The organism is Paenibacillus psychroresistens (assembly GCF_009728935.1).
Taxonomy (GTDB): Bacteria; Bacillota; Bacilli; order Paenibacillales; family NBRC-103111; genus Paenibacillus_AC; species Paenibacillus_AC psychroresistens.
The window spans coordinates 671,079-697,090 of sequence record NZ_CP034235.1 but is presented as its reverse complement, the minus strand read 5'-3'; the positions used below and the strand labels follow the sequence as shown (position 1 = coordinate 697,090).

The 26,012-nt window shown below is 42.1% G+C and carries 18 protein-coding genes, 1 pseudogene and 1 riboswitch; of the genes and pseudogenes, 8 read left to right on the top strand and 11 right to left on the bottom strand.

Features of this window, described 5'->3' with window-relative positions; all coding sequences use genetic code 11:
• Window positions 1-151 precede the first annotated feature (151 nt).
• From EHS13_RS03420 to EHS13_RS03400, 5 genes are all read right to left on the bottom strand, one after another.
• Complete coding sequence (locus tag EHS13_RS03420) at window positions 152-4,459, bottom strand: glycosyl hydrolase family 28-related protein (RefSeq protein ID WP_155699019.1); 4,308 nt, start codon at window positions 4,457-4,459, stop codon at window positions 152-154.
• A gap of 168 nt (window positions 4,460-4,627) precedes the next feature.
• Window positions 4,628-5,458 (bottom strand): carbohydrate ABC transporter permease, encoded by an 831-nt coding sequence (locus EHS13_RS03415; protein ID WP_155699018.1) that lies wholly within the window; start codon window positions 5,456-5,458, stop codon window positions 4,628-4,630.
• Between the two features lie 15 nt (window positions 5,459-5,473).
• A complete protein-coding gene (locus EHS13_RS03410) occupies window positions 5,474-6,403 on the bottom strand; it encodes a carbohydrate ABC transporter permease (RefSeq protein WP_155699017.1) in 930 nt (309 codons plus the stop codon).
• 68 nt (window positions 6,404-6,471) lie between these two features.
• Window positions 6,472-7,923, bottom strand: coding sequence for an ABC transporter substrate-binding protein (locus EHS13_RS03405; RefSeq protein ID WP_155699016.1), 1,452 nt, complete (start codon window positions 7,921-7,923; stop codon window positions 6,472-6,474).
• Between the two features lie 260 nt (window positions 7,924-8,183).
• Window positions 8,184-10,847 (bottom strand): alpha-mannosidase, encoded by a 2,664-nt coding sequence (locus EHS13_RS03400; protein ID WP_155699015.1) that lies wholly within the window; start codon window positions 10,845-10,847, stop codon window positions 8,184-8,186.
• Between the two features lie 173 nt (window positions 10,848-11,020).
• On the opposite strand from EHS13_RS03400, the gene EHS13_RS03395 reads away from it, so the two are divergent.
• Both EHS13_RS03395 and EHS13_RS03390 read left to right on the top strand, forming a co-directional pair.
• Window positions 11,021-12,190: a GntR family transcriptional regulator gene (locus EHS13_RS03395; protein WP_155699014.1), complete on the top strand. Its 1,170-nt coding sequence runs from the start codon at window positions 11,021-11,023 to the stop codon at window positions 12,188-12,190.
• 24 nt (window positions 12,191-12,214) lie between these two features.
• Window positions 12,215-15,412: an alpha-mannosidase gene (locus tag EHS13_RS03390; protein ID WP_155699013.1), complete on the top strand. Its 3,198-nt coding sequence runs from the start codon at window positions 12,215-12,217 to the stop codon at window positions 15,410-15,412.
• Window positions 15,413-15,513: 101 nt separating this feature from the next.
• On the opposite strand, the gene EHS13_RS03385 is transcribed toward EHS13_RS03390, so the two are convergent.
• From EHS13_RS03385 to infC, 4 genes and pseudogenes are all read right to left on the bottom strand, one after another.
• Window positions 15,514-16,413, bottom strand: coding sequence for a DMT family transporter (locus EHS13_RS03385; protein ID WP_227013773.1), 900 nt, complete (start codon window positions 16,411-16,413; stop codon window positions 15,514-15,516).
• 83 nt (window positions 16,414-16,496) lie between these two features.
• Window positions 16,497-16,730, bottom strand: coding sequence for a YiaA/YiaB family inner membrane protein (locus EHS13_RS36560; RefSeq protein WP_227013990.1), 234 nt, complete (start codon window positions 16,728-16,730; stop codon window positions 16,497-16,499).
• A 30-nt stretch (window positions 16,731-16,760) separates the two neighbouring features.
• Window positions 16,761-16,973: pseudogene (locus tag EHS13_RS36555) on the bottom strand (YiaA/YiaB family inner membrane protein); the annotation flags it as partial.
• Between the two features lie 93 nt (window positions 16,974-17,066).
• Window positions 17,067-17,549 carry a translation initiation factor IF-3 gene (gene infC, locus EHS13_RS03375; protein WP_155699010.1) on the bottom strand — a complete coding sequence of 161 codons (483 nt, stop codon included), beginning with the start codon at window positions 17,547-17,549 and terminating at the stop codon, window positions 17,067-17,069.
• A gap of 213 nt (window positions 17,550-17,762) precedes the next feature.
• Here infC and EHS13_RS03370 point away from each other — a divergent pair, with 213 nt between their 5' ends.
• From EHS13_RS03370 to EHS13_RS03345, 6 genes are all read left to right on the top strand, one after another.
• A complete protein-coding gene (locus EHS13_RS03370; protein WP_155699009.1) occupies window positions 17,763-18,776 on the top strand; it encodes an ABC transporter ATP-binding protein in 1,014 nt (337 codons plus the stop codon).
• Window positions 18,777-18,779: 3 nt separating this feature from the next.
• On the top strand, window positions 18,780-19,751 hold the full coding sequence (locus EHS13_RS03365; RefSeq protein ID WP_155699008.1) for an ABC transporter ATP-binding protein: 972 nt from the start codon (window positions 18,780-18,782) through the stop codon (window positions 19,749-19,751).
• A gap of 27 nt (window positions 19,752-19,778) precedes the next feature.
• Window positions 19,779-21,536 (top strand): oligopeptide ABC transporter substrate-binding protein, encoded by a 1,758-nt coding sequence (gene opp4A, locus EHS13_RS03360; protein WP_155699007.1) that lies wholly within the window; start codon window positions 19,779-19,781, stop codon window positions 21,534-21,536.
• Window positions 21,537-21,551: 15 nt separating this feature from the next.
• Window positions 21,552-22,517, top strand: coding sequence for an oligopeptide ABC transporter permease (gene opp4B / locus EHS13_RS03355; RefSeq protein WP_155699006.1), 966 nt, complete (start codon window positions 21,552-21,554; stop codon window positions 22,515-22,517).
• 15 nt (window positions 22,518-22,532) lie between these two features.
• The gene (opp4C, locus tag EHS13_RS03350; RefSeq protein WP_227013772.1) at window positions 22,533-23,384 is read left to right on the top strand and encodes an oligopeptide ABC transporter permease; all 852 of its coding nucleotides are present in this window, start codon (window positions 22,533-22,535) and stop codon (window positions 23,382-23,384) included.
• A 124-nt stretch (window positions 23,385-23,508) separates the two neighbouring features.
• Window positions 23,509-24,429, top strand: coding sequence for an HD-GYP domain-containing protein (locus tag EHS13_RS03345; RefSeq protein WP_155699004.1), 921 nt, complete (start codon window positions 23,509-23,511; stop codon window positions 24,427-24,429).
• A gap of 83 nt (window positions 24,430-24,512) precedes the next feature.
• Here EHS13_RS03345 and EHS13_RS03340 read toward each other — a convergent pair whose 3' ends face one another.
• Complete coding sequence (locus tag EHS13_RS03340; protein ID WP_155699003.1) at window positions 24,513-24,818, bottom strand: hypothetical protein; 306 nt, start codon at window positions 24,816-24,818, stop codon at window positions 24,513-24,515.
• Between the two features lie 71 nt (window positions 24,819-24,889).
• Window positions 24,890-24,975, bottom strand: a riboswitch (cyclic di-GMP riboswitch).
• 118 nt (window positions 24,976-25,093) lie between these two features.
• Window positions 25,094-26,005: an HPr(Ser) kinase/phosphatase gene (hprK, locus tag EHS13_RS03335; protein ID WP_155699002.1), complete on the bottom strand. Its 912-nt coding sequence runs from the start codon at window positions 26,003-26,005 to the stop codon at window positions 25,094-25,096.
• Between the last annotated feature and the right edge of the window lie 7 nt (window positions 26,006-26,012).

The window sequence follows — 26,012 nt, the reverse complement described above, 5'->3', positions numbered from 1 at the left end:
ACCTTTCAATAAACAGCTGCCTATTTGTATTAACACACAATACAAATATTCTTACTGTTTATTGTTTAAAAAATCAATCCATCCGAGAAGAACCAAAAAATAAGCTGCAGATTAAATCTGCAGCTTATCATTTCGTATCCATATAGCAATTTTATTTAGTCACATTTCCAGTCAAAGTCGTCTTACCCGCAGAGCTATCTGTGATATCAAACCCACTTTTGTAAGTCCCACCCAGAAATCTCGCACTTGTTATAGCTGCATCACTATAAGCATCGCTTGAAGCTGTCATAATCGTCGGAGTATCTACACGAGTTGTTCCTCCATATAGCTTGAAGTTTTTATCTGATGCAGTGCCCGTCATTTTGATTTGTTGAATTACATTTGTCCCGCCACGTAGCTCAAAACCAATAACTGGGTTGCTATTCGTATCTCCTACTATACCATTGAACAATCGGAATGAACCTGTCGAGCCACTTCCCACATATGCGAAACCACGAGTGCTGTCACTACCAGCGGTATAAAACCACGAACCAATAAAATCAACGCCGTTTGTACCTACATCATCAATTTGTATCCCTCTTCTGGATGCATCAAAGCTGGCAAAATAGAGCTTTGCATTACACTTGCCCGCTGCCTGCGCCTCCGTTCTCAATCCGGTGTAATTGGCAAAAACAAAAATGCCCAAGGAATTCTCACTACCACACTGTCCCAATGTAAAAGCATTCAAATTTGTTGTCAAATAAGGATGAAGTGTGGCCCAGTAATCTCCATCTGGACTGCCAACAAAAGGCGAACGAAACCAAAAATGCGGATTGATGTGCACATTCTCCAACCAACCGGCTGTGGGGCTCTTCCCTACATATATAGCCTGCTTCAAGAAACTGCCTTGCACCCCATGAATATAATGATTATCGGCATTATTCGTCAAACCAAAATCCAATCCTTGATATGCATTTGTAAACGAAGTATCCACTACATAATCTCCCGACCCATTGCTGCGGATTGCCCATGGATACGCCACGACATTGGTATAATCCTGATTGGGATAATGGATGGTCAGCCCTCGTACTCCGCTACTGGCTGCAAGCGTAATGAAAGGTGTTCCCACTGCATTCCCACTGCCATTCGTCGTCAACAATGCGCTGCCAATAACATGTGTATGATGTGGACCATCGAATATACCGCGTAGTTCGACTCCAGTTGGAACACTTAAGGTTCCCGTTACTTTGAATTGTCCTGCCGGTACGAACACAGTGCCCCCGCCAGCTGTCCCGGCTGCATTCAACGCATTCTGGATGGCTGTTGTGTTGTCGGTTACAGCATCTCCTACAGCATTATAGGGTGATGCTGTAATGACATATAAGTTATTATTCGCTGGCTTTGGTTTCGTGGCAATATACGTATGGCTGGAATATGAGCGTGTATCATAACTAAAACCTGCATGGTTGATTTGCACGTTGGTTGATGATTTTCCGCTGTTGTCATCGATCTGCGGCACTCCATTGAATGTATTGCCCATAATAGCCGCTGAAATAATTCCCGTGGTCAGATGAATCGATTTAGCATTTTTCTGAAAATTGCTGCCGGCAACCGACAAACTACCTGCTTGCGCTTCTATAGCATAAGTTCCCGCGCTGTACCCCCAATCGTTAAAGGTACAATTCTGAAAGGACAGACCTCCGCTTCCTTGATGAAGCACAGCCGTTTGCGGAGCGCCCCCAATCGTACTGTTATTAAATCCTACCGTATTCACGAAATTAGTAGTGGTTTTAACAGCAACAGGATTAATCCCAGCGGAAGCTTTAATAATGGAGTCTGATATAGCATATCCCGTTGGACTTGTATAATCTACGAGAATACCAACATTCCCTTCATCTATATCAAGCTTTGCCATCGTTCCCATGCTGCCTGCATCCCCCCCATAGGTTGTAAATTCATGGGCCAAATTTAAACCTGTCTTGAAAGAACGAAGGGTTACATCGTAGGTATAGCCCATATCAACTCGTCCAAAAATCAAGCCTTCCGCATTAGCGACTGTGTAGTTTTTCAGCGTTTGCAGATTGGTACTGCCCGAAGGCGCACCCGCTAAACCAGAGGTACTCCAGTAGTCAGGCTTGAACTTTACCCCTTCGATTCGAGGCACATCAGGGTTAAAGCCTATCTCAATCCCTTTGCGCAATACCGTACCATAAACATTATTAATATATTGAAGCTCATTAAAGCTCGGTCCACACTTAATCCCCAAATAAGAATTAATCAGGGTAACATTAATGATATTACTATTATCCGCAAACATGGACTGAATGGTCCAAGGATAGGCGTGGACTGAAGAATAATCCTGTTCCGGGTACCAAATGGAGACATTTGTAAGGGCTCCGCTTCCATATATCCCGATAAACGCAATCCCGTTAGCATTATCTTTGTATTCGTATGCCTTCAGAATAGTTCCCAACCCGAGCCCGCCACTATCCGGGCTTTTCCAATCTCCTCGTAGAGTCACTCCCTCTGGAATGTAGAGATGTTTTTTGATGGCATAGCTGCCTGCCGGAGCATATACAACTGCGCCGCCTGCAGCTGCTGCAGCAAACAATGCTTTCTGAAACGCATACGTATCGTCCGTAGTCCCATCTTTAACAGCTCCAAAATTCATTACATTAAAACTGGCAATCGGCACATCCGTTGTAGTCAAAGTAGTCGTAACGACCGAAGGCGTTCCACTTGTGTACCCTCCTGTAGGCTCAGCAGCCATAACAGCATACGCAATACCATTGCTAATCGACTCCAAGTTTACAGAAGGATTACCATCTGCATATCCCGTTGCTTTCAGAGTAACCCCATTCGTAATTTTCACATTATCCACAAAGCCTGTTATATAATCATTCGTAAAGTTACTCTCCGAAGCAATCGTCCAATTGAGAATGGTCTTGCCAACCAACGAAGTCGGCACTTTAATTTTGCGGTGATACCATTGGTTGCCCGTATACCGCTGCAAACTGGTAGAAGGATGGGCACTCAGGCTATTTTGATCTATCCATCCAGAATCCCGTCCATTTGTCGCATCTGTAAAAGTTAGGTCCACAGCAAAACCTGGGTTGTTGGAAAAGTCCAGATTCTTTACATCGTATTCCAGATAATCTCCAGCTACCATCGTGTAACTCTGTTGTGAGAATACCCAATAAGCATACTTATTGGAGAAGCTTGCGTAAGTTGAATAATCCGGTTCAGCAACGTTCAGCACTCTTAAACTCAGCATATCTCCAGATGTGCTGCCTGTATTATTAGCATAAGCATTTGTAGTCAAGGTTGCAGTCGAATTAATGCTCAACATCGTTGTATTCACAGTAGGCGCACCATCCGCATATGCAGTGAGCTTGAGAGTAGCCCCATTGGTTACTTTAACATTGTCATATAAAGCAGTATAAACTTTGCTGGCATCATCATTCTCACCACCCAGCATCCAATAGCTGACCGTCTTGCCAATCATGGTAGCAGGCACCTGGAGCTTTCGATGAAACCAAACGCCTGTAGCATATTTAGTAATATCTGCTACCGGGTGCCCGCCAATCGAGTATTGATCATTCCAAGAACCTTGATCACGGAAAGCAGTACTGTCCGTGTTCACAATATCCAAGCCACCTGACCCATAAGCAAGCGTATCGTTAGTAAAGACATCATATTCAATATAGTCCCCGCTAACAAATACATAGCTGCCTGCTCCTGCAGTAGAGAATTTTTGATAAGCATATTTGTTTGTACCTGTTGTCGAATTGTTCGTTACTGTATAGGAAAGGACATCCCCTGAAGGAGAACCGAGATTGTAAGTCTCCAACCGGGAATCATATTTCGTTGCCGAAATGCCATTGGAATTCAACACCGTTTGAAAAGGTGGAGCCCCATTCGCGTATGCAGTTAGTTTTGTGGTAGCTCCTCCATCTGTAATAAGTACATTATCGTAAAAGACAGAATACACTTCATTGGGTACAGAATCCCTGTTATATAACGCCCAGACGGAAATGGTCTTGCCAACTGCGCTGCTAGGGAATTTAATTTTACGGTGATACCAAGTGTTTGCTGCATCATTAATGGAGCCTGATGAGCTTCCATGTACCCCTTTTTGATCATATAGACCTGATGCGCTGCTTAAATAAGAGCTGTCTGTAAATTGAATGTCTACTGCCCCCGTATCTCTGGGCGCACCGTCAAGCTTGACATCATATTCTAAATAATCGCCGCTCGCAATCACATAAGAACCAGCTCCTGCTGTAGAGAGCTTTACACGTACATATTTATCAAAATTCCCCGTATCCGCCGAGTTATTGACCACCGTAAGTTTAAGAATATCTCCTGAAGGTGCTGCCATTGCAGTAGTTGTTCCCAGAAAGGGAATGTTCCCCGGAGAGAGCCAACCTGTGAACATGAAGATGAACGAGAATAAAATTAGGACTGCTTTCTTTTTCATAAATATACCTCCAATTAAATTATTTAAGTCAATATAAAAAAGATAGCGCTTTCAATTTGCACAACTAAAAATTTTCGTTTAGTTTCTGCACCTCTTATTAAAGTTAATGACCACCTCCAATCTTCGGATCCGCCAGCATATTTATAAATGACGGATCCCTTAGATTTTTTATGACTTAATTGCTCCAGCTGATAACCCTTGAATGTAATATTTCTGAAAGACAAAAAACGCGATAATAATCGGTAAGATAGAGATCAATGAACCGGCCATAACCACGTTCCATTGTTTAAAAACACCTGTGTCCAGAAAAATAACTGCCAACGGCAAAGTAAAAAGCTTTGGAGTGCTTAGAATTACCATTGGAAGAACCAACGAATTCCATGAACCCAGGAAGCTCATCGTCGTAATCGTGGCCATTGCCGGCAAGGCTAATGGTATATAAATCTGAAAAAGTGTCCTAAATACACTGGCTCCCTCGATTTTCGTTGATTCATAGATTTCATGTGGTATGGAGCGGAAATAATTACGAAACAAGAAGATTGCAAATGGCGCAGTACCGTTTACCATTGGCAAGATTAATCCTAGATGGGTATTCAGAATATTTAATTTGCTCTCAATTAAAAAAAGCGGAATTAAGACCGTAACACCAGGAACAAACATCATTCCCAAAAACATATAAAAGAGAAAGCTGTTCCCGAAGAACTTAAGCTTGGCAAATGCAAATCCAGCCATGGAGAATAGAACATTAACCCCCACTAATGTCCAAAATGTAACATTAAGGCTGTTTAAAAAATATCTGAAAAAGCTCATTTTCTTCCATACTTCCGCATACGTTTCCCAATGCCATTTATGTGAAGGCAGCAAGGAAAAACTAGACATAACTTCCATAGGTGCTTTGAGTGATGCGGATGCCATCCAAATTAATGGATAAACACAAAGAAAAGCCCAGACTAAAAGTATGCAATAAATGATTATATTCTGCAGGTACGTGAGTTTCATTCGATCTCCTCCCTTCTAGGTTTTATCCTTGAATGATTTGATGCTGATCAATGAAAGCACGAACGTGAAGAGAAACATAATCCAACCCATCGCATTGGCAGTACCTAAATCACCATTTCTGTTAACAAACGCTTCTTTAAACATCAGTACACTAACAACCTCTGTCGTTCCAGCAGGACCACCCTTGGTCATAACCCAAACCTGATCAAATATTTGCAATGCCCCATTTAAATTAATAATGATCGCAATGATCGTAATAGGGCGAAGAATAGGCCACGTGACATTGACTAGCTTCTGCCAGAAGTTCGCTCCATCGATATCAGCGGATTCATACAAATGTGGGTCCACCGTTTGCAGACCAGCAAAATATAGAATCATGGTGCCTGGTACTCCACCTAGAACAATGACAACGATAATAGCAGGCAGCGCAGTATTTAATTCTCCAAGCCAACCATTGACAGCCATTGCATCTATTAAACCAACCGCTTTTAGAAATTGATTTATGGAACCTTCCGGATCATAAATACCCGTCCATACATAATATATGGCAACGGAAGATGTAACCATTGGCAGCAGGAACAGTGTTCTAAAAAATCTAACACCTTTTGTAATGCTCTGCAGAAGAATCGAAATTAACAAAGAGATCGGAATAACAAGAAACACCATTGAAATACAAAGAATCATATTATTTTTGAGCGCAAGCCAGAATTTCTCGGAAATAATTTGATCTCTACCCAACAAAAAATCTTTAAAATTATCCAGTCCAGCAAATTTTGCATTAGAAATCAAAGAACCCTGAGGCAAATGATAAAAAGAAAGCCACAAAGAAAAGCCTACCGTAAATAACCCAATTACAAGGAACAAAATAATCGCTGGAGCTATTAAAATATAGGCAGCCATAGATTCACGACTTGCAGCTTTATTGCGATAATGTTGAGAACTCATTAGTAAACACCTCTTTTTTTAAAAAGCAGGGGGAGGACCAACCCTCCCTCCTACTCCATACAAACTAATTATTTCTTTTCTTTTGCCTTTTCAGCCGCTGCCGCTTTATCAAACTCTTCAGCAGCTTGTTTAGCGGTTGCCGCGCCAAGAATAATTTTTTGCTTCATTTCGTGGAATTTATTCCATTCAGGTCCAAATACCTTATCCGAAACGCCAGCATTCTCTGAATACCAATTGCTCTCGGTACTCATTGAGCTTAACATGGAACTAATAGCGCCATTCAATGCTTCTTTATTCTTCACATTCACAGCCGGGATATCGAAAGCCCCATTTGCGTAAAGCACCATGCCTTCTTCTGATGTCAAATATTTAACAAAATCGATAGCAGCCTGTTTATTCTTGCCTTTATCTGAAACAACAACTTGTACTAAAGGAAATGGCGTTACTTTTGCATCCGGGATTTTAGATCCTTTGTATGCCGGAACACGGAAGCTAATGATATCTTTGGGATCCATGCCCATTTTACTAAATGAAGCGAATGAGAAAGTGCCTCCAAGGTTATAAGCAGCTTTACCGCTTGCAAAAGCTTGATCTGCAGGATCAATGTCAAGGCCAACAATCCCTGGTAGCATATTACCTGATTTGGTTACATCTTCAATAAATTGAGCAATCTGCATGTGAGCCGGATCCGTCATTTTAGATTCGCGATTCATAAATTTCGTATATTCTTCAGGACCATTTTTCATATAATCCTGGAAATTAGCCATCCAATTTTCATATACAGAGAATGTTTTGCCGCTGAACACTAGTCCAGGCACACCCGTTTTAGCTTTAATTGTATTCATATTAGCAAGCCATTCTTCCATATCAGCTGGTGCAGTCGTCGGCAAACCAGCTTCCTTAATCAGCTTAGCATTTCCATAGATGGTATAGAAGGAGCCAATATCAAGTGGAATTCCGTAAGATTCGCCAACCTTGCGTTCTTTTGACCACTGGCTGGCTTTCTCATCTTTCTGCCACCCATCCAAATTACCTTGGTTAATCACAATACTATTGAAAGCCGATGGGAAGAAGCTGTCTTTCCAAGCTTTATCTTTATCCAGCTCATCTGCCCAGTTCATAGCCCGACCATCAAAAGCGCCCCCGCCAGCTCCAGCCCAGTATAAATACATATCAGGCAATTCATTTGCAGCAGCTGCAGCGGTCGTTTTCTGCCTATAGGCATCGTCTGGAGTAGTAAGCTGCGTTTCTACGCTTACACCAGTCTTCAGCTTGTAAGCATCCGCAACCGCTTTCAAACCTGGGTCAAAGGCTACTTTGAAATTCCACATTGTTAATTTAATATCACTTTTAGGTGCAACGGATTCAGCAGGTGTAGCAGATGCTGTAGAACTGTCTGTTGCTGCTGGGCTGTTAGTTTCAGTTGAGCTATTGCTCCCACCGCATGCAGCTAGAGTAAATACCATAATAGCTGAAAGAAGAATTGCGAAAGATCTTAGCATTTTTTGGGATGTTGTCATGTGAAATGCACCTCTTTTTTAGTTTATAAAACTGGAAGCCCCTTAGAATGTAATCGTTATCATGATACACGTATCATCAAAAAATTTTCATCGTATTTCTAAGTATTTATAAAAGCACCTCCATTTATAGTACATATATACAACTTTTATTAATTGTATAATTAGAATATAAGTCATATTTTCAATCTTGTAAAGTTGTATTTAAAAATAAATATCCTAATCGTCAGCACTCCACCTTAGTTAAACCCCATCTATTACTTTCAGAGTAACCAGGTAGCTATTTTTTTGGCTGGTATAGTTGTGTTTACGGACCCATTCAACACTTCTTGCTGTCCAATTACTTTCTCATCTAACCTTGCTACCGCAATTTGTGAATCTTTTTTTATCCATCCGCCTCCAAGCTCTATTTCTTGGGATTCCGAACTAAGATTAACAAACCTCAGTGCTGCATGAGCACCTTCCCTTGTTTTTTTAAAAGAAGTTATCATAATCGATTTATTAGGCAAGTGAAGCCAGGATGCTGTAGCAGCTAGACTGCCTTCATGTAAAGTGGAAACCACAGAGCGAAGCGGTGTTTGAAACGCACTGACGTCAGGAATAGCCTCAACATAACCCCCTGTATGCGATAGGATTGCAAATCTAGCTGTGAAAGACCCTAGGCATTGAGCTTCAGGTGTAGCAAAGTAATTCCAATCTCCTAATTCACCTACAGAACGAAGTAATGTTAAGGCAATTGTATTATGCCCATCTCTCAAAATCTCATATTCAGGCAACCCTATAGAAGCAATCATCAAGCCATTATCACCGTCCGTCACATCAACAAATGACTGCATTCTTTCCGTACGGCTTGGATTCTCCCACCCAGACCACGGCCATATTTCTCTACGAACCACATCAAATGGCGCATCCGCATAACAGTAATCGGTTACTAAATTCGTAGGAAACAACACTCTCAAGCGGTGATCCTTCGCCTGATTATCCCCCGAAACATCTATTTCAAGCCTTCGCGACCCCTTCTCAAGTGAAATTCGAATATCTAACCTAAGACTGACAAGCTGCTCAGAACGAAGTTTCGCTTGTCTTTCAAATGGGATGCTTAGGTGATGTATGATCCTTATTTGCGAGCTGGATATCTGCTCAATAGAAGCCTCACTCCCCTTAGTAGTGAATACGGAGCCATCCTCTGAAGCAACATACATATATTCATTACCCACGTCTCCATTGTCTTCAAAGACAAGCAAATCTTTATAGACTTGGTCAGTAGCCTTATCGCGCATGACTAGAGTACCGTTTTTCTCTACCTGTACATACAGATATTCATTTTCTAAGCAGAACGTAGTTGTCTCCCTATTATTAATCAATTGAGCTTCTCTCCGTTGAGTTCTTTTAGCGGGAAGGTTTAGATTTTGAGCTTCCCTTAATACCAGGATATAGGTTGTATGTCCTAAAGCAGGTGCTTGCTCTGCTTGAAACTTTAATAAATATCGACGTTTCTTCCAAGGAACTCTAAAGCTGTCTAAAGGCAGAGTGAAGCCATGAATCCAGCCCAAGTCCTCATAGCTAAATGCCACTGAATTTCCTAATGGGTCAAGTAAGCTATAATGTTGTAGGTCTTTCTCATCTTCACAGTCAAGCTCTGCTTCTACCCTATCGTCCCTTTTCCATCCTAGCGGATTGAAAACAACAATTGCTCTCAACTGATCGTTTATATTACGAATGCCTAGTTCTTCCACCAGCTTATTAGTATTAAGCTGATTAGTTATAAAGCTCAATGCCTGTTCACTTAACTCAGATGCAACCTGATTCGCTTTCTTGAAACGAACTACCATTTCTTGATGAACTTCGTCTATGCTGCAGCCACAAATACTGTCATGAGGGTGATTCTCCAAAAGCTGCTTCCAAGCATGATCAATAAAAGCTTCGGGATAAACAGCTCCGAGCTTCCAGGCTATCGTGGAGAACGGCTCTGACCAACGCTCCAACTCCAACTGCACCTTAGCATTCCATTGTTTAAGGTACATACGCGCTGAAGCTGTATTTACCAAAGTAAGATTGCCATCTGTTTGTTGACCAATCAATTCTCCTCTCACACTTTGTAGATCGGTTGACTGAAGTGCAATCTCCCGTAGATAATCAGGGAAATTACTATGTACAAAACGATAGTTCTGTAAATTATCATTTAGCACTTTAATAGCCTGACCTACATCCCGTTGAACAGGCTGGTGGTCACAGCCATTCATCAGCAATAAATGCGAAGTGGCTGCGTATTTTTCAACATTTGCAACTGTCAAAGAAACCGTTTCTTTCGCAGCAACTGGGTTAATCGGAAGTTCCATTCCATTATGGTACCAATTAGCCAAGAATACCGAAAGCACCCTAGACCCATCTGGAGCTTCCCACCACAATTCCGATCTGTACCCATTACTACCTTCATTAACCACCGTATTATTCTCAGCAATTGCATTAATGCCCCTGCCGAAAACCGCAGTCTCGATACCAAAACCAAGCAATAACTGCGCTGATTGTGAAATATTACCGAATGTGTCTGGGAAATAACCTACTCTTGTAGCAGCCCCAAGCTGTTCAGCCCGTTCAATTCCAAGCTGCAGATTTCTTAACTGCGCCTCACCACTTGTCAGAAAAGCGTCTTGCAACACATACCAAGGTCCAATAAAAAGCTTGTTGTCAGCAATCAACCGTTGTAAGCGCTGCTTCATCTCTGGTCTAATTTCTAAATAATCATCTACCAAAAGCACATGTCCATCCAAATGAAAATAGTGAAAATCGTTTCCATTTGATTCAAGCAGCTCAATGACCGTATCTAACAGCGTCACAAGACGCATGCGATGTTTCTCAAAGGGCATATACCACTCTCTATCCCAATGACTATGGGAAATAATATGAACTGTTTTTTGTTGGGGCATGTCTAGTCACTTCTTTCGAATTAAATTTATAATACATATTTACAACATGAACATTTGCTTGCATTGAATAATACCACTTTTATTTTCAGCTGTAAATCGCCAAAGTTGTACTGTACAACTTGTTTCATAAGTTATATATTTGTAATATATTTATTAAATGGGAGAGAGATACTATGGCAAAACCTACTGTTCGTGTACCCCTTTATACTCAAATCAGAGAATATGTGTTAGATAAAATCAATAAAAAGGTTTGGAAGCCCGGTGATCGGCTTCCATCTGAGAATGAGTTTGCAGCACAATTTGATGTAAGTCGGATTACGGTAAAAAATGCCTTGTCCCAGCTTATTGATGAGAATCTTATTTATCGCGTACAGGGAAAGGGCTCATTCGTCTCAACAAATACTGCCGGCGAACCTATCATTTTTCATTCAGATCCCGCCACATCCGACAACAAAGAAAAGCAATTAGTTGCTTATTTAATGCCTCGTCTTGAGAATACTTTTACAGCTCAGCTGCTTAATGGAATCGAAAATGAGCTAACCCGATTGGATTATCGCCTTATTTATTGCAAGACCTACGATTCACAAGAGAAGGAAAAGCAAATTTTACGTGAAGTGATAGAGCTGGGGGTTAAAGGAATTATTATCTTCCCCGTTGATGGCGAGACATATAATGAGGAAATCTTACGCCTAACAATGAATGAATTCCCGTTAGTTGTAGTAGATCGCTATTTACGCGGCATAGAAACAAATTGTGTTTGTTCTGACAATGTAGAAGGGGCTCGAATCGCAACAGCCCATTTAATTTCCCACGGGCACTCACGAATTGGGTTCGTCTCAACAGCCTATCAAGGAACAACTAGCATTGAGGACCGTCTTATTGGCTATGAAAAGGCGTTGGCTGAATGTAATATACCTGTAGAGCATCGTCTTAGACAAGTTCATTTTGATGCAGAAACGGTCAATAGCATTTTAAAGGATGGTGTCGCTGAACCCTCTATCAAGGAAGAAATTCAGTCCTTTCTACAACAAAATTCGGATATGACTGCTATATTTGCAATTAATGCCGCTATGGGACTTACTGTAATTGATGCAGCTAAAGAAATGGGCATATCCGTACCTGAGAAGCTATCTGTCATTTTTTTCGACAATTATGAACTGGCAGCACTTTCAGCAGTCCCTCCGACTTGTGTAAGCCAGAAGGAGAAAGAAATGGGCGAGGAAGCAGCTCGTTTACTGGTATCTATTATGCATAATCCGAAACAAGAACGACGGAAAATCATTACGTCCACTAAATTGATTGAACGAAAATCAGTTGCATCTAATTTGCAAACCCAACTCTAATATAGCAAGAGGAGAAGTATAATTGTGAAAGATACTAACGAGAGAACCCTGAAACCCTCTTTGGAATCCATAGTTAAACAGCTGCATAATAAAAGAGATTGTCTCGAAAAAGCAGTAAATATTGAACATTGGCAAAAGGTAGCGCCAGACGGCAGCCTGCAGCCCCAATTCAAGGTTCCATCTACTTGGGATACAGCATTGGGTTCATGTTCATTTAAAAAGCACTGTGTTGTTCCCAAAACGATAGAGCAAATCTCTGTAATTGGTTCTAAATTGGAGTTGCTGTTGGTCCTAACCGTTGGGGCTCATGTGAAAGTGAATGGAGAAACCCGATACCAGGTTAATTATTGGGCGGATACGCAACTGGTTCCCATCTTATTAACCGAGAGTGTTATGGGTGGTGAATCCTATCAAATGGATATTATTACTCCTGGAGGAGACGGATTAGGTGGATTTGCTCTAGGCAAATTCCGCTTTCCTGAAGTGGAAGAATGGATTTTCCAGCTTGATGCATTTGCAGAAGAGCTCTCATTCAGCCTTTTTCTAATCGATCATGGATACGTGAGCTCTTCCTCCACATTAGATGCGATGCTAATGGAAGGTTTAACGCTTGTTTCATTAGCGCTTACAGAAGGAACCTGGCATGCTTTGAAAACTTCCATTGCCCATATTCGCGAAACATGGGCACCTTTTTTCAAATCGGAGGCTAAACAATTTCAAATCCATATGGTAGGCCATGCACATATTGATATTAATTGGTTATGGCCTATGGAGGAGACCAAAGATTTAATTAAACGAGATTTCCACTCTGTTCTACATATAATGGAGCATTACCCTCAGGTGAAATTCTCACAAAGTATGGCTGCTTATTACCAGATAATTGAATTAGAGGAGCCTGAGCTTTTTAAACGAATTTGCGAGAAAGTCAAATCGGGAAATTGGGATATTACGGCCGCAACCTGGGTAGAGGGCGATTTGAATATGGCTGAGACCGAAACGCTAGTTCGCCAGTTCCTGGAAGCTCATAGCTACATTAAAGAAAAGTTCGAAATCAGCCCAAGTATTTGCTGGGAGCCTGATACCTTTGGCCATATTGCAACGCTGCCGCAAATATTGAAGCAAGCAGGCATCCATTATTATTATCACTCCCGGCCAGGAGGAGGCGAACCTTTATGCTGGTGGGAAGGCCTCGATGGTTCACGAGTACTTTCTTACAATGACCCGCTTAAATATAACGGTCCTATAGTGGCTTCGCGGATGATAGGTGATCTGTTGGCCATGCACAAGCGCTATAGTATCGCTGAATCCATGTATGTTTACGGATTTGGAGATCACGGCGGCGGTATGACCCTCTGGGAGGTCGAGAAAGCCACCCGATTAAATCTCAGTCCACTGCTCCCTCAATTCAGCTTTGCAAAAAGCACCGATTTTTTTGAAAGCCTTGTGCGCAAAGAAGTAGCCCTTCCCGTTTTTTATGGTGAGAAAAACACTATATTTGAAGGCTGCTATACCTCGCATGCCGATATCAAAAGAGTCAATCGCCAAACTGAATACGCCTTGACGGCTGGAGAAACACTTCAAACCATGGCACTTATCCAAACAGGGCAATATTCCAAGGATCACCCTCTAGAGACTGCCTGGAGAAGACAATGCCTTAATCAATTTCATGACATAATTTGCGGCTGCTCGATTCACAGCACTTATGATGAAGCCATCCCTGCAGGCTGGCAGGCATTTGAAGCTGGAAAGCATCTTCAATCCTCAGCTATGCAGCAGATTGCCTCAGGAATTGAAAGCTTCAGTACGGAACCTTACCTAATCGCCTTTAATACGCTATCCTGGACACGAACAGGTTGGGTATCCCTGGAGATAGGCAATGACACCTCAGGCAACACTGTCCAAGAGGGTGATGAATATGTGGATTATCAGAATCATAGAATCACTATCATTCGCAGAGCAAACGAATTAGGTTTCTATGCTGTAGAAATTCCACCAACGGGCTATAAGCTGTTTAAAAAGGCAACAAGTTCATCAAATGAGATAGAAGCTCCCTTTAAATCAGTCACAACCTCACAAACGGAAGAACGTTTCATCATGCAAAATGAATGGTTTACAGTTGAAATTGATGCTGAATCTGGCACTATTGTGCGATTTACCGACCACCGGGTCGACCGCGAGCTATCACATACGGTCGCGGGGCTATGGGAGGAAGGTAATAATTTAAAGGGCTTGATGAATTTGTTTCAGGTTTTATACGAAACACCTCGCCCCATGTCTGCATGGAAGCTTGGTACTATTAGCCAAATCCATCAATTGGTACGAGGCGCTACATCCAAATGGGGTCAGATTAATGCTAATTCAGCATCCGTGATTATTACACACACGTATAGAGATTCCGAAATCCAACAGGAAATTAGACTCACCTCCCATAAGGCTCAGCTTGAATTTCTTACTGAAGTACGTTGGAATGAAAAAGCAAAGCTTGGCGAGGATGCCCCCTTCCTGCGTGTTTCCTTTAACCCTAATCTCATCGGTCCTATTACATCTACCTATGAAATTCCATTTGGCTCCTTGGAGCGAACCGCCAACAATCAAGAGGTTCCTGCTCTAAAATGGATGGATTTATCAGAATCCGGCAGCGGTTATGGGGTTGGCTTAATAAATGACTGTAAATATGGGCACAGCTCCGCAGGAAGTACAATGAATCTATCTTTAATACGAAGCTCTATTGAGCCGGATACGGTCCCGGATATAGGCATTCATACTTTCTCTTATGCTCTAGTTCCACATTTGGATTATAAGGAAATTGTACCGCAATACGCCTGGGAATTTAATCAGCCTATGACAGCCCAATTAACCCCTTCCACTAATGCTTCATTGGTAACGGATTCGAGTAAATGGCCTAGTAATCCCGAATGGTCCTTATTCCAACTCTTGGATAACAAGGATGCGCAGCTTGTCGAGAGCAAGCATATTATAGCCTCAGCCTGCAAAAGCAGTCCAACAGATGATGACTATTACGTTGTTCTTCGATTTTATGAGATTAATAATCAAGCTGGACCTCTGCTCCTGCAATGGAATGGAATGATTCAGTCGATCTGGCTGGTAAATTTGTTAGAGCAACCCATATATCAGCTCACACATAAATCAGTTAAGGAAGGTACATTAGTAGAACTAAATGTACATCCCTATGAAATCATTAGCTTAAAAATCTATCTTTAATCAAAACTAAAGTAGGAACCTGTAAAAAGCTGACCCCTTAGGCCCTTAGGAGTCAGCTTTTTTATGTTTATCGATAGTCGATCACGATGAAATCCTTGCCACTATTGAACAGTTAACTTCCGTTCCATACTAATCCAAATCAAGCCAGCAGCCATGAATAATGCACCGGCAATTTGCCACAAAGTAATAGCTTCCCCAAACATCATATATCCTGCTGCAACGGCTGCGGCTGGCACCACATACCGGAAAAAATTTGATCTAGCTGCTCCCACATGATGCATACAGGCATTCCAAATGATAAAGGCAACTACCGTAGCAAATATAACGTTATACCCCAAAACCAAATAATCAGACGCATCCAATCCGGACCAGGCTACTTTCCCCCATGAGCTTAGCGTTAGAGGAAACATAAACAAGGCTCCAAAAGCAATAAACCAAGTGCTAATACGCAAAGCGGAATATTGTCTCATTAAACGCATACAGCTTAGGTTGTATAAAGCTCCAATTATGCTAGCCGATAATGCGAGGAGGTTGCCTACCATATGACCCGAGGACATATCCAAGCCCTCTCCACCTGTGAGAATAATTAAACAAACACCAACCATCGCAACACCACCGCCAACCATCACTCTTCTCGAGATTGATTCTTTGGTAAAAAACGGGGCAAACAAGGCTGTAAAAATCGGCCAAGGAGCAACATTCAATAACGAAGCATTCGCAAGTGAGGTATATTTGATCGCATACATCGTAAGATTTTCCAAAACCGTTATCCCAAAAAAACCAATAAACATTAGCTGCAGAGCTACCTTAAACGGAATACCTACACTTCCTTCTTTCAAACGAAGCAAGATAAAAAAGAAGGGTACCGCAAGCCCAAAACGTAAAAAAGCAAACAATCTAGGATCGAAATTCGCCATTTCCATACGGGAAAAGCCAAAGTTCATCCCCCAAATCGCTGCCACCAATACAAGTCCCATATAATTAAAAAGCTTATTTTGCACGTATAATTCCACCTTATCCATAATAATCAACATTTCACATCATACCATGGATAAGTCAGCATTACATATGCAAGATTAAAAATTTACAAAGCGACTTCATTTTTCTCGATTTCCTGAATGTTCAGTTTGTCTTCTTCATTGTCACGTATCGTTTTTTGCAGAACAAGACAAGTTACAATCAAAAACATACCCCCTATTGCGTAATAACCTTTTACATATAAGGGCTGTTCTAAATTCCAAAGACCTACATAATAGAACAGAACACCTAACAAGAAACCCGCCCAAGCTAGAAAAGAAAAAGCAGCTGTATTACGCATTCGGTGGCTATAATTTGTTTCTCTTAGAAAATGATCTTCGTCATTATCGCGAATGACCTTTTGCAGCAAGAACGATGTAATCACGATCAAAATGGCAGAAACAGCATAATAACCTTTTACAGAAAGCATCTCATCCAAATTGTAAATCCCGATAAACTCAAATCCCATTGCAATAGCGAATGAAGCCCATGCCATAAACGAATACGCAGGTGTGTTTCTTCTCCGATAAAAATTGGGTCTCATAATTTGTATCTCCTTTGTTTGTGTGTTTCTTCTTGTTCTAAATATATGCTTATTGCTTCACGATAATAAGTACTAACTTTTTCTAATCCCCTTCTAGTTTGGATTAACCTGCACGGCAGCTTGCTTGCCGCTAACCTGTATTCCGGTTGCCTTCGTTCCACTGGGTGCAAGGCTTTTCAGCATTTGCTCAAGCAGTTCTTTGGCTTTAGGTCCATCTTTGCCCTGCAGCTTGACCACTAATTGTATTGCACAGCCCGAAGCTAGCAGCTTCTCTGCTTGCCTTAGCTTCGTTTCATAATCATGTGCCTCAATATTAGCTGTGAGTCGAATTTCTTTAACCTTCATGGTTTCAGCTTTTCGCGATTTACTGTTTGCTTGATCTTCGCTTTGTCTGGCTGCCCCACGACCGATCAGCTTGCACGGTGGTGGACTGGCCATCAAGGAGGTGCACACTAGATCAACCTTATATTTCTTGGCTAAAGCCAGCGCTTCTGCTCTAGAAACGATTCCCAAGCTTTCCCCATTCAGACCCGTTAATTCTACCTCAGAAGCTTTTATTTGTTCATTGAGGATCATACTCCACCCTCCCTTCCTTTTTTGTCCTTTTTTAAGTAAAAATGACACCGATGTTAGGCTATTTTAGCGTAATTTAGCGATTGTCGTCAATAAAAGGTTTCTGTATCTTAATCTATCGTTTATACTATGAATCATACAAGGGTAATCGGCTACGCCGTCCTTTAAGGATGGTCCAAATATACTACAGATTTACTAGAGATTTCGAGGTGTTGGATGCTAGCACAAGAGCGTGAAAATAGGCTCGAATTAATAGATTTACAAGCTGGATTTATCAAAAATGGACAGTATTATGCTGCGATTGATCAGATTTCTTTCCAAATTAAACCGGGTCAAGTGACCTGTGTAGTCGGTGAATCCGGCAGCGGGAAAAGCGTGCTCGCTCTTTCCATTATGAACCTGCTCCCGCAGGAAAACGGCAAAAGAACCAAAGGTGAAATATGGCTTAATGGACAAAACCTTGCCGAGTTAAAAGATATAGAAATGAATGCCTTGCGCGGCAAAGAAATCGCAATGGTTTTTCAAGAGCCAATGACTGCCTTGAATCCAATTTTAACTATAGGTTTTCAGATAGAAGAAGCTATGCTCAATCATTTATCTATCTCCAAGCAAGAAGCACATAAACGAGCAGTAGACTTACTCAAGCAAGTAGGCATAACGCGAGCCGAATCAATGATTCATGAATACCCCCATAAGCTATCCGGTGGCATGCGGCAGCGAGTTATTATCGCGATGGCAATTGCTTGCGAGCCCAAGCTTCTGATTGCCGATGAACCAACAACAGCCTTAGATGTATCCGTGCAAGCCCAAATATTGGAGCTCTTTAAAGCTATTCAACGGAAGCATGCAATGGCAATCCTGCTTATTACCCATGATTTAGGCGTTGTTGCTGAGATAGCCGATAATGTGGTCGTTATGTATGCAGGGCAAATTGTGGAGCAAGGCGATGTTGATGTCATCTTTCACGACCCCAAACATCCTTATTTAAAGCTGTTGTTGCAGTTGATACCACAACTTGATCAAGAGCGTGAGCGATTCGAAGCAATCCAAGGCAGCATTCCTGCTTTAATGAATAGGCCACTACAAGGCTGTCGGTTCGCCGAACGATGCCCCGTAGTTATGGAAAAATGCTATATAGAGAACCCGTTGCTAGCGGATTCTGGAGCCAACCACTATGTACGCTGTTTGCAGTATCCCGACAGCGATCCCGCAAACCTTAGAAATGGGTGATTTATGGTAGAACGGGATGACTTACTTCTTGAAGTTAAGAACCTGAGCAAGGTTTACCCGCTTGTAGGTGCTTTTCGTAAACAAGTTGGCACTATCAAGGCACTTAATGATTTCTCAATTACAGTAAAACAAGGAGAAACCCTTGGGCTCGTTGGTGAAACAGGCTGTGGTAAATCAACAGCTGGACGTGTGATTTTACGGTTAATTGATGCAACCTCAGGTGCTGTTATTTTTCAGAAACAGGATATTACTGCGGTTAAAGGTTCTCAGCTGCGAAGTATTCGCAAGGATATGCAAATGATTTTCCAAGATCCCAATGCTTCCCTCAATCCGCGGATGATGGTCGGCGATATCATCTCTGAGCCAATCCGCAACTATTCGGGCCAATCAAAAATACAGACTAAGGATCAAACTATGGAGCTTTTACAGCGAGTTGGCTTGTCTGGAGAAGCGTACTTTCAATATCCCCTTGAGTTTTCTGGAGGGCAACGGCAGCGAATTGGTATTGCACGAGCTTTGGCATTAAAACCGAAGCTGATTCTGGCAGATGAACCCGTTTCGGCATTAGATATTTCCGTGCAAGCGCAGGTGTTAAATTTGATGCAGGACCTCCAACAGGAATATAACATGTCTTATCTTTTTATTGCGCATGATCTTAGTGTAGTTAAGCATATTAGCGATCGCATTGGCGTCATGTACTTAGGAGGGCTTGTCGAAGTAGCCGATAAAATCAGCTTGTATCAATCTCCCCTCCACCCCTATACGCGAGATTTAATAGCTGCAATCCCAGTACCTGACCCACGCAAGCGCGTGGAACGAATGGCGTTTGAAGGCGAGATCACTCGCCCAAACGACTCATTTACCGGCTGTGCTTTTCAATCACGCTGCCGCTTTGCAAAACCCGAGTGCAGCGAAATTAAACCAACGCTGAAGCAAGTTGGTCCAGGCCATCAGGTTGCCTGTCACTTATATTAATAAATTGATTTATTTGGAGGAAAACACATGAAGAGAGCAACGGTCTTTATACTAGCAATTATGTTGATAATGGCACTCGCGCTTGCAGGCTGCAAGGATAATGCTCAGCCCTCAGCAGTTGAACCTAGTATTGCTACGAGCAACTCCGCAGCCGCAAGCTCTACACCTTTGGCTACAGCGAAATCGGCAGATGAGCCAACTTTTGGTGGAACAGTTACTTACGCCTATGACCAGCCGTTTCAGGGGATCCTTGAACCTGCGCTTTTTAGTGAGAATGCGGACAATTTGATCTTAAATTTTATCTCTGAACCCATGTTTACTACTGGCGACGATCTTAAAACTTATCCGGATTTGGCTACTTGGACAGAATCTGCTGATCATTTAACCTTTACTTTCAAAATTAAAGAAGGAGTTAAGTGGCATAACGGCGATGAGCTGACAGCGGAGGATTGGAAATTCGCCTTGGAAATCATCTCAAGTCCTGATACCACGAGTCCCCGCTATGATAGCGTCAAAATGATCGTTGGTGCCGATGCCTATCACGATAAAACAGCGACATCGATCTCCGGCATTCAAATTACCGATCCACACACGATGGTAATAACGGTAAATGCGGCGGCACCCAATGTGTTAAGCAGTCTTTGGGGTTATCCAATGCCAAAGAAATATTATGCGGGAATTGCTATTGATAAGTTTGCTGACTCTGATCAGGTTCGTAAAAACCCAATCGGACTAGGGCCTTTTAAAGTTAAGAAGATCCAGTCGGGCGAATATGTGGAAATGGTGCGAAATGACGATTATTGGAAGGGCAAGCCTTACTTGGACGGAGTTATATTCAAAACTATTGATGGAAGCCTAGCCACAAGCTTGCTGGAAAACGGCGAAGCCGATATTATGACGCTGCCGACCAGCCAATACAGCGACGCACAAAAGCTCGATAACCTTGATTTAATTAAACAAGAAAGCTTGTCTTATAAATACATCGGTTTTAAGCTCGGCAAGTGGGACGCAGATAAATCGCTGAATATAATGAACCTGCCTAAATTTGCAGATAAAAAGCTGCGCCAAGCCATGTCTTATGCCATTGACCGCCAGAAGTTAATCGACGCTTTCTATACCGGACTCGGTACCCCACTCGCAGTTCCAATGCCGCTAGTCAGCTGGGCCAAAATACCGGACGATCAAATTAACACCTACAGCTATAATCCAAACAAAGCCAAAGAATTATTGGATGAAGCAGGCTACAAAGATACCGACGGAGATGGCAAACGTGAAGATCCCGCCGGTAAGAAGCTCGTTATGAGCTTCGATGCCATTGGAGGCAGTGAAACCGATGATCCCAATGCCCAAGCCATTCTGCAGTTTTGGGGGGATATTGGTTTGGACGTAAAACTAAACGGCGGAGCCTTAAAAGAGCTTAACGCTTACTACGAAGCTGTCGAAGCCGATGATCCTTCTGTAGAGCTATTCTCAGCAACATGGGGACTTGGAAGTGACCCCGACCCTACAGGACTGTGGAAATCAGACGATCAATGGAATTATTCCCGCTGGGTCAATGCAGATTCAGATCGCTTAATCGCAGAAGGTACAAGTGTTAAAGCTTTTGATGAAACGTATCGTAAGCAAGTCTATTATGATTGGCAAAAGCTCGTGAATGATGAGGTGCCGATGATCTTCCTCTATTCACCGATTGATGTAACCGCAAAGAATAAACGCCTGCAAGGGGTCCATGTCAATTCCTTTACAAATCAAGTTGACGTAAACCAATGGTGGGTCAGTAAATAATAAGGGGATATGCGCATGCTAACTTACGCGTTTCGGCGACTTCTTGGCATGATCCCGCTGATGATTCTAGTCTCCGTTGTTGTGTTCAGCTTAGCAAAGCTCATGCCTGGTGATGCCCTAATGGGCAAGATTGATCCGAAGAATTCTTCCCCTCAATATATCGCAGAAATGCGTGAAAAGCTGGGTTACAATCAACCTATTCTTACGCAATATTGGAGCTGGATAAAGCATGTTCTGCAGGGAGATTTGGGACAATCGTTTGTCCACAAAAAACCCGTAGGTGCGATCATTGCGGAACGGATACCCAATACATTGTTATTAATGCTTCTCTCCCTCTGCATCACCTACTCGCTTTCTATTGCGATGGGTATGTATGCAGGAAGACGCCCCAATCGATTAGGTGATCATTTCATCCTTTCACTGAATTATGTGGCATACTCTATCCCGACCTTTGTCGCTGCAATCGCAGCTATTTATGTATTCTCTTTTAAGCTGGGCTGGGTTCCTGCAAGTGGATCAATTGGCATTGGCTTAGACGAAGGCTCTTTCTCTTATTATATCAGCAAGCTCAAATACGCAATTCTCCCCTCTCTTGTGCTCGGATTGTTCAGCACGGCCGCTTACACTCAATTCTTGCGAAATGAGATTATGGAGAACAGCCGCAAGGATTATGTACGAACCGCTATGGCCAAGGGGACTAAGCTTTCTCGTATCTATAGTGTGCATATTTTCCAGAATTCGCTAATCCCGCTTATTACATTTTTAGGCTTCGATATCGGTGCCTTACTTAGCGGGACAGTAGTGGTCGAAACGATATTCACTTATCCTGGCATCGGCCAGCTTGTGATTCAATCCGTCAATAGCCGCGATTATTCCGTACTCATGTCGGTTATGATGCTTTTATCGTTCATGACACTTATTGGCAACCTTATTGCTGATCTGTTGTATGGACTAGTAGATCCGCGCATCCGGCTTGATTAAATGGAGGGAACTTATATGAAAAGCTACTCACCATGGATCACACACCTTTATAATTTTGCCCGCCACAAGCTTGCGATGGGTTCTCTAATCCTCCTCCTCTTAATCACAATTTGCTGCTTGTGCGCTCCCCTATTAACCTCATACGATCCTATTGCAATTAATCTGGATGCAATTAATAAAGCACCTTCATCCGAACATTGGCTGGGCACTGATAAAGGAGGCAGAGATATTATTGCCCGTCTGCTTTACGGTGGCACTGTTACATTAGAAATTGCATTTTCCATTACACTGCTGATTTCTATATTGGGTACTTTAGTGGGAACTATAGCGGGATATTACGGAGGAAAAATCGATAACCTTTTGATGCGATTAACCGACTTCGTGCTTATTTTCCCATTGTTGATTTTCGTAATTGTACTAAAGACGATTTTTAAAGAAGCAAGCATCCTCGTGCTGGTTGTGTCCATAAGCATCCTTAGCTGGGGAGTTTGTGCACGGCTTGTCAGAGGCAAGGTTCTGGCGGAAAAGGTAAATGAATATATCACAGCTGCTATTTCAATTGGCTGTCCACCTTATAAAGTAATTTTGAAGCATTTGCTGCCTAACATTATGTCTACTATTGTTGTACAAGCTATTCTTATTGCCGCTTCCATGATTACAGTTGAAACGTCGCTCAGTTTTCTCGGCTTCGGGGTACCTGCCAATGTGCCAAGCTGGGGCAATATGATCTCCGACGCGATTCGACCACAGGTGCTTTCTCACCAATGGTGGATCTGGCTGCCTGCCGGGATACTTATTACCTTAACCATAGTCGCGATAAATTTTATTGGTGAAGGCGTTAAGCGGGCTTTTAATCCCCAACAATGAACAAACCACAGCTGAATCTATTGGCGTTTCGCGTTGATATACGGATACGAATACGTTAGAATAATGTACAACGGATACTAGAACCGGGAAAGCTTCTGCGAGCTTGATACAAGGAGGAAATTGCATGGAAGACAGCACATCAGGACTTATCTTTCGGAGCAAGGACAATCCAGTAGAAAAAGTGACATTAAGCGATATTGGCCTGCAATTAAAGCTGGTTTCATCGGGTGATGGAACAGAAATTATCCACCACCGCTTAACCGCTGGAAGTCGTTGGGGTTTGTCACCTGCCGATGGCTGGGAAGCACTTGAATTTATATATATTCTAACGGGCAGTTTAATCTGGCAATCCTCTCAAGGTAAGCGTACCTTGCAAGTTGGAGACTCCATCTCCGCACAACCTATCAAAACCGAAGCTATCTTCATAGCCCAAACAGATTGTGAGTTTATCTATGTGTCCTCCCAGCCCGTTTTCTATCATTACAGTCAAAATGCGCAAGAGCTGATGAAGCTGACTATCGATATAGAGGAAAAGGACGGCTATACGGCCGACCATTGCCATAACATAATGAATTTATCTATGCTGCTTGGCGAGCATATGGGGCTTTCTTCTAATCAACTAGTCGATCTCAACTTTGGCTCATTTCTTCACGATATTGGTAAAATCATGGTGCCCGATAACATTCTAGGCAAGCCAGGAAAATTTACAAACGAAGAATTTGAAATCATGAAGAAGCATACAACTTTAGGGAGAAAAATCCTTTACGATACAGGACTTAGCAATTTAAAAACAGCTGGCATTATTGTCGAACAGCATCATGAGAGATTCGACGGCAGCGGTTATCCATACCAATTGAAAGGCAATGATACCAATATATGCTCCGCAATCGTGGCTGTTGTTGATTCCTACGATGCTATAACGGCCAAACGTGTATACAAAGAAGCCGTACCCAAGGAAGATGCTCTCTTAGAGATGGAGCGTTCGCGGCATAAGTATCATCCTGATGTCATGGCTGTCTTTTTCCAATTGGCAGACCAGCTTTAATTGAACGCAACAAAAAAACCTGATCTTCTTTACAATCTCTTGAATAGATTGTAAAGAAGATCAGGTTTTATATTTAAGTTAGTTTATTTTTTCTTATTAATCAATGCAATTGGGGGATCAATTGCCAACAAAGTTATTCCATTTACTTGAACTACAGCATATGAGTGATCAATCGAAAGACCAGTAAGGTTTGTAATCGTTTTATGAGCACTTTCTTGTAGATTAAAAGTAAAATTGCCTAACGCGCTAGATGGTTTAATAATGTTAGATAGAAGATTTACACCTACCACAATATTTCCTTCTGGCTTATAATCCGCAAATGCCGCTCCGACCCATACCGCTTGAACAACCAAAAGTGTTGCAATGACCATTGATAATTTTTTCTTCATACTGAAACCCTCCTAATAGGTATATTGAGCTAATCTCGAAGGGAGGTATTCTATAAAAGAAAAAATATCCTCGTTGCAACCTAGATACCTTAGTTCTTAGAACCTTAGGCCTATGGCTTTGCTCCCTTGGCTTTCACCAAAATCGCCCTCGCAAGTATTATCATAGGCTAATAGTACCAAATTGACATAGGATGGTCAAGAGTTATATACCTTTACCGGATACATGAATCGATCTTTTTTCGACTTGAATCAAAGCATATACGCTCAGAGGCTTTTCATGGCATTTCCAGTCGTTTCATAAACTCTTCCATAGCACTATAGCCCTGCTGACGGAGATACCAATTGTTCGCAGCTGCTTCGACAAGACCTGCAACATCCCTACCGGGTTGAAGCTGAATCTCAATATGCGGAATTTGAATATCCATATATTCGGTGAATTTCGGCTCAAGCTCCAGCTCATTATTTAGACTATTATCCTGCCATTTCGTCAATTCAATATCCAAGACAATGCGCGTTTCATCTTGAAAGGCACTTCGTCCATACAAGCGAGAAACATTGATTAAACCAATGCTTCGCAAGGCAAGGAATTCCTTAGTCTTGCCATCATGTGTGCCAATAATCGTTTCAGGGCTGGTCTTCTTAAGCACGACAGCATCGTCTGCAACAAGCCGGTGTCCGCGTTGGATCAAGGTATGGGCCGTTTCACTTTTGCCTACACCAGATTTCCCTCTGATAATAATGCCAATCCCCGATACATTGACACAAACACCATGAATCGTCATTTCTGGAGCCAATGTTTTAGCCAAAAAGTTGTCAACCAGATCAATAAATTTGGAGGTAGTTTCAGAGGTTAATAACAATGGAATTCCCTCTTCCTCACAATACTTAATCAGATATTTAAGCCCCTCATCTTGACTTCGTGTCACAATAAAACAAGGCGGATGATATTTAACTATATTACCGATCCGATCATTTCGTTCCTCATCACTAAGCTTATGTAAATAGGTAATTTCTTTCCTCCCCAGCACATGTACATTGGAATGAGAAAAAAATTCAAAATAGCCGACAAATTCAAGACCAGGCCGATAAGCACGTGATTTAGTAATCAAACGATCCAAATGAATGCTGCCTGCAAGTATTTGCAACGAAAACCTTTCTACTAAATCTTTTACTGTAACCGCCTTCATTTGGTTA

Bases quoted from the DNA above. Each gene is read 5' to 3' on its own strand.
- EHS13_RS03410 (WP_155699017.1), bottom strand. From the start codon at position 6,403: ATGAGTTCTCAACATTATCGCAATAAAGCTGCAAGTCGTGAATCTATG.
- EHS13_RS03365 (WP_155699008.1), top strand. From the start codon at position 18,780: ATGGTAGAACGGGATGACTTACTTCTTGAAGTTAAGAACCTGAGCAAG.
- opp4B (WP_155699006.1), top strand. From the start codon at position 21,552: ATGCTAACTTACGCGTTTCGGCGACTTCTTGGCATGATCCCGCTGATG.
- opp4C (WP_227013772.1), top strand. From the start codon at position 22,533: ATGAAAAGCTACTCACCATGGATCACACACCTTTATAATTTTGCCCGC.
- EHS13_RS03345 (WP_155699004.1), top strand. From the start codon at position 23,509: ATGGAAGACAGCACATCAGGACTTATCTTTCGGAGCAAGGACAATCCA.
- EHS13_RS03370 (WP_155699009.1), top strand. From the start codon at position 17,763: ATGCTAGCACAAGAGCGTGAAAATAGGCTCGAATTAATAGATTTACAA.
- infC (WP_155699010.1), bottom strand. From the start codon at position 17,549: ATGATCCTCAATGAACAAATAAAAGCTTCTGAGGTAGAATTAACGGGT.
- EHS13_RS03405 (WP_155699016.1), bottom strand. From the start codon at position 7,923: ATGACAACATCCCAAAAAATGCTAAGATCTTTCGCAATTCTTCTTTCA.
- EHS13_RS03400 (WP_155699015.1), bottom strand. From the start codon at position 10,847: ATGCCCCAACAAAAAACAGTTCATATTATTTCCCATAGTCATTGGGAT.
- EHS13_RS36560 (WP_227013990.1), bottom strand. From the start codon at position 16,730: ATGCGTAATACAGCTGCTTTTTCTTTTCTAGCTTGGGCGGGTTTCTTG.
- opp4A (WP_155699007.1), top strand. From the start codon at position 19,779: ATGAAGAGAGCAACGGTCTTTATACTAGCAATTATGTTGATAATGGCA.
- EHS13_RS03420 (WP_155699019.1), bottom strand. From the start codon at position 4,459: ATGAAAAAGAAAGCAGTCCTAATTTTATTCTCGTTCATCTTCATGTTC.
- hprK (WP_155699002.1), bottom strand. From the start codon at position 26,005: ATGAAGGCGGTTACAGTAAAAGATTTAGTAGAAAGGTTTTCGTTGCAA.
- EHS13_RS03415 (WP_155699018.1), bottom strand. From the start codon at position 5,458: ATGAAACTCACGTACCTGCAGAATATAATCATTTATTGCATACTTTTA.
- EHS13_RS03395 (WP_155699014.1), top strand. From the start codon at position 11,021: ATGGCAAAACCTACTGTTCGTGTACCCCTTTATACTCAAATCAGAGAA.
- EHS13_RS03340 (WP_155699003.1), bottom strand. From the start codon at position 24,818: ATGAAGAAAAAATTATCAATGGTCATTGCAACACTTTTGGTTGTTCAA.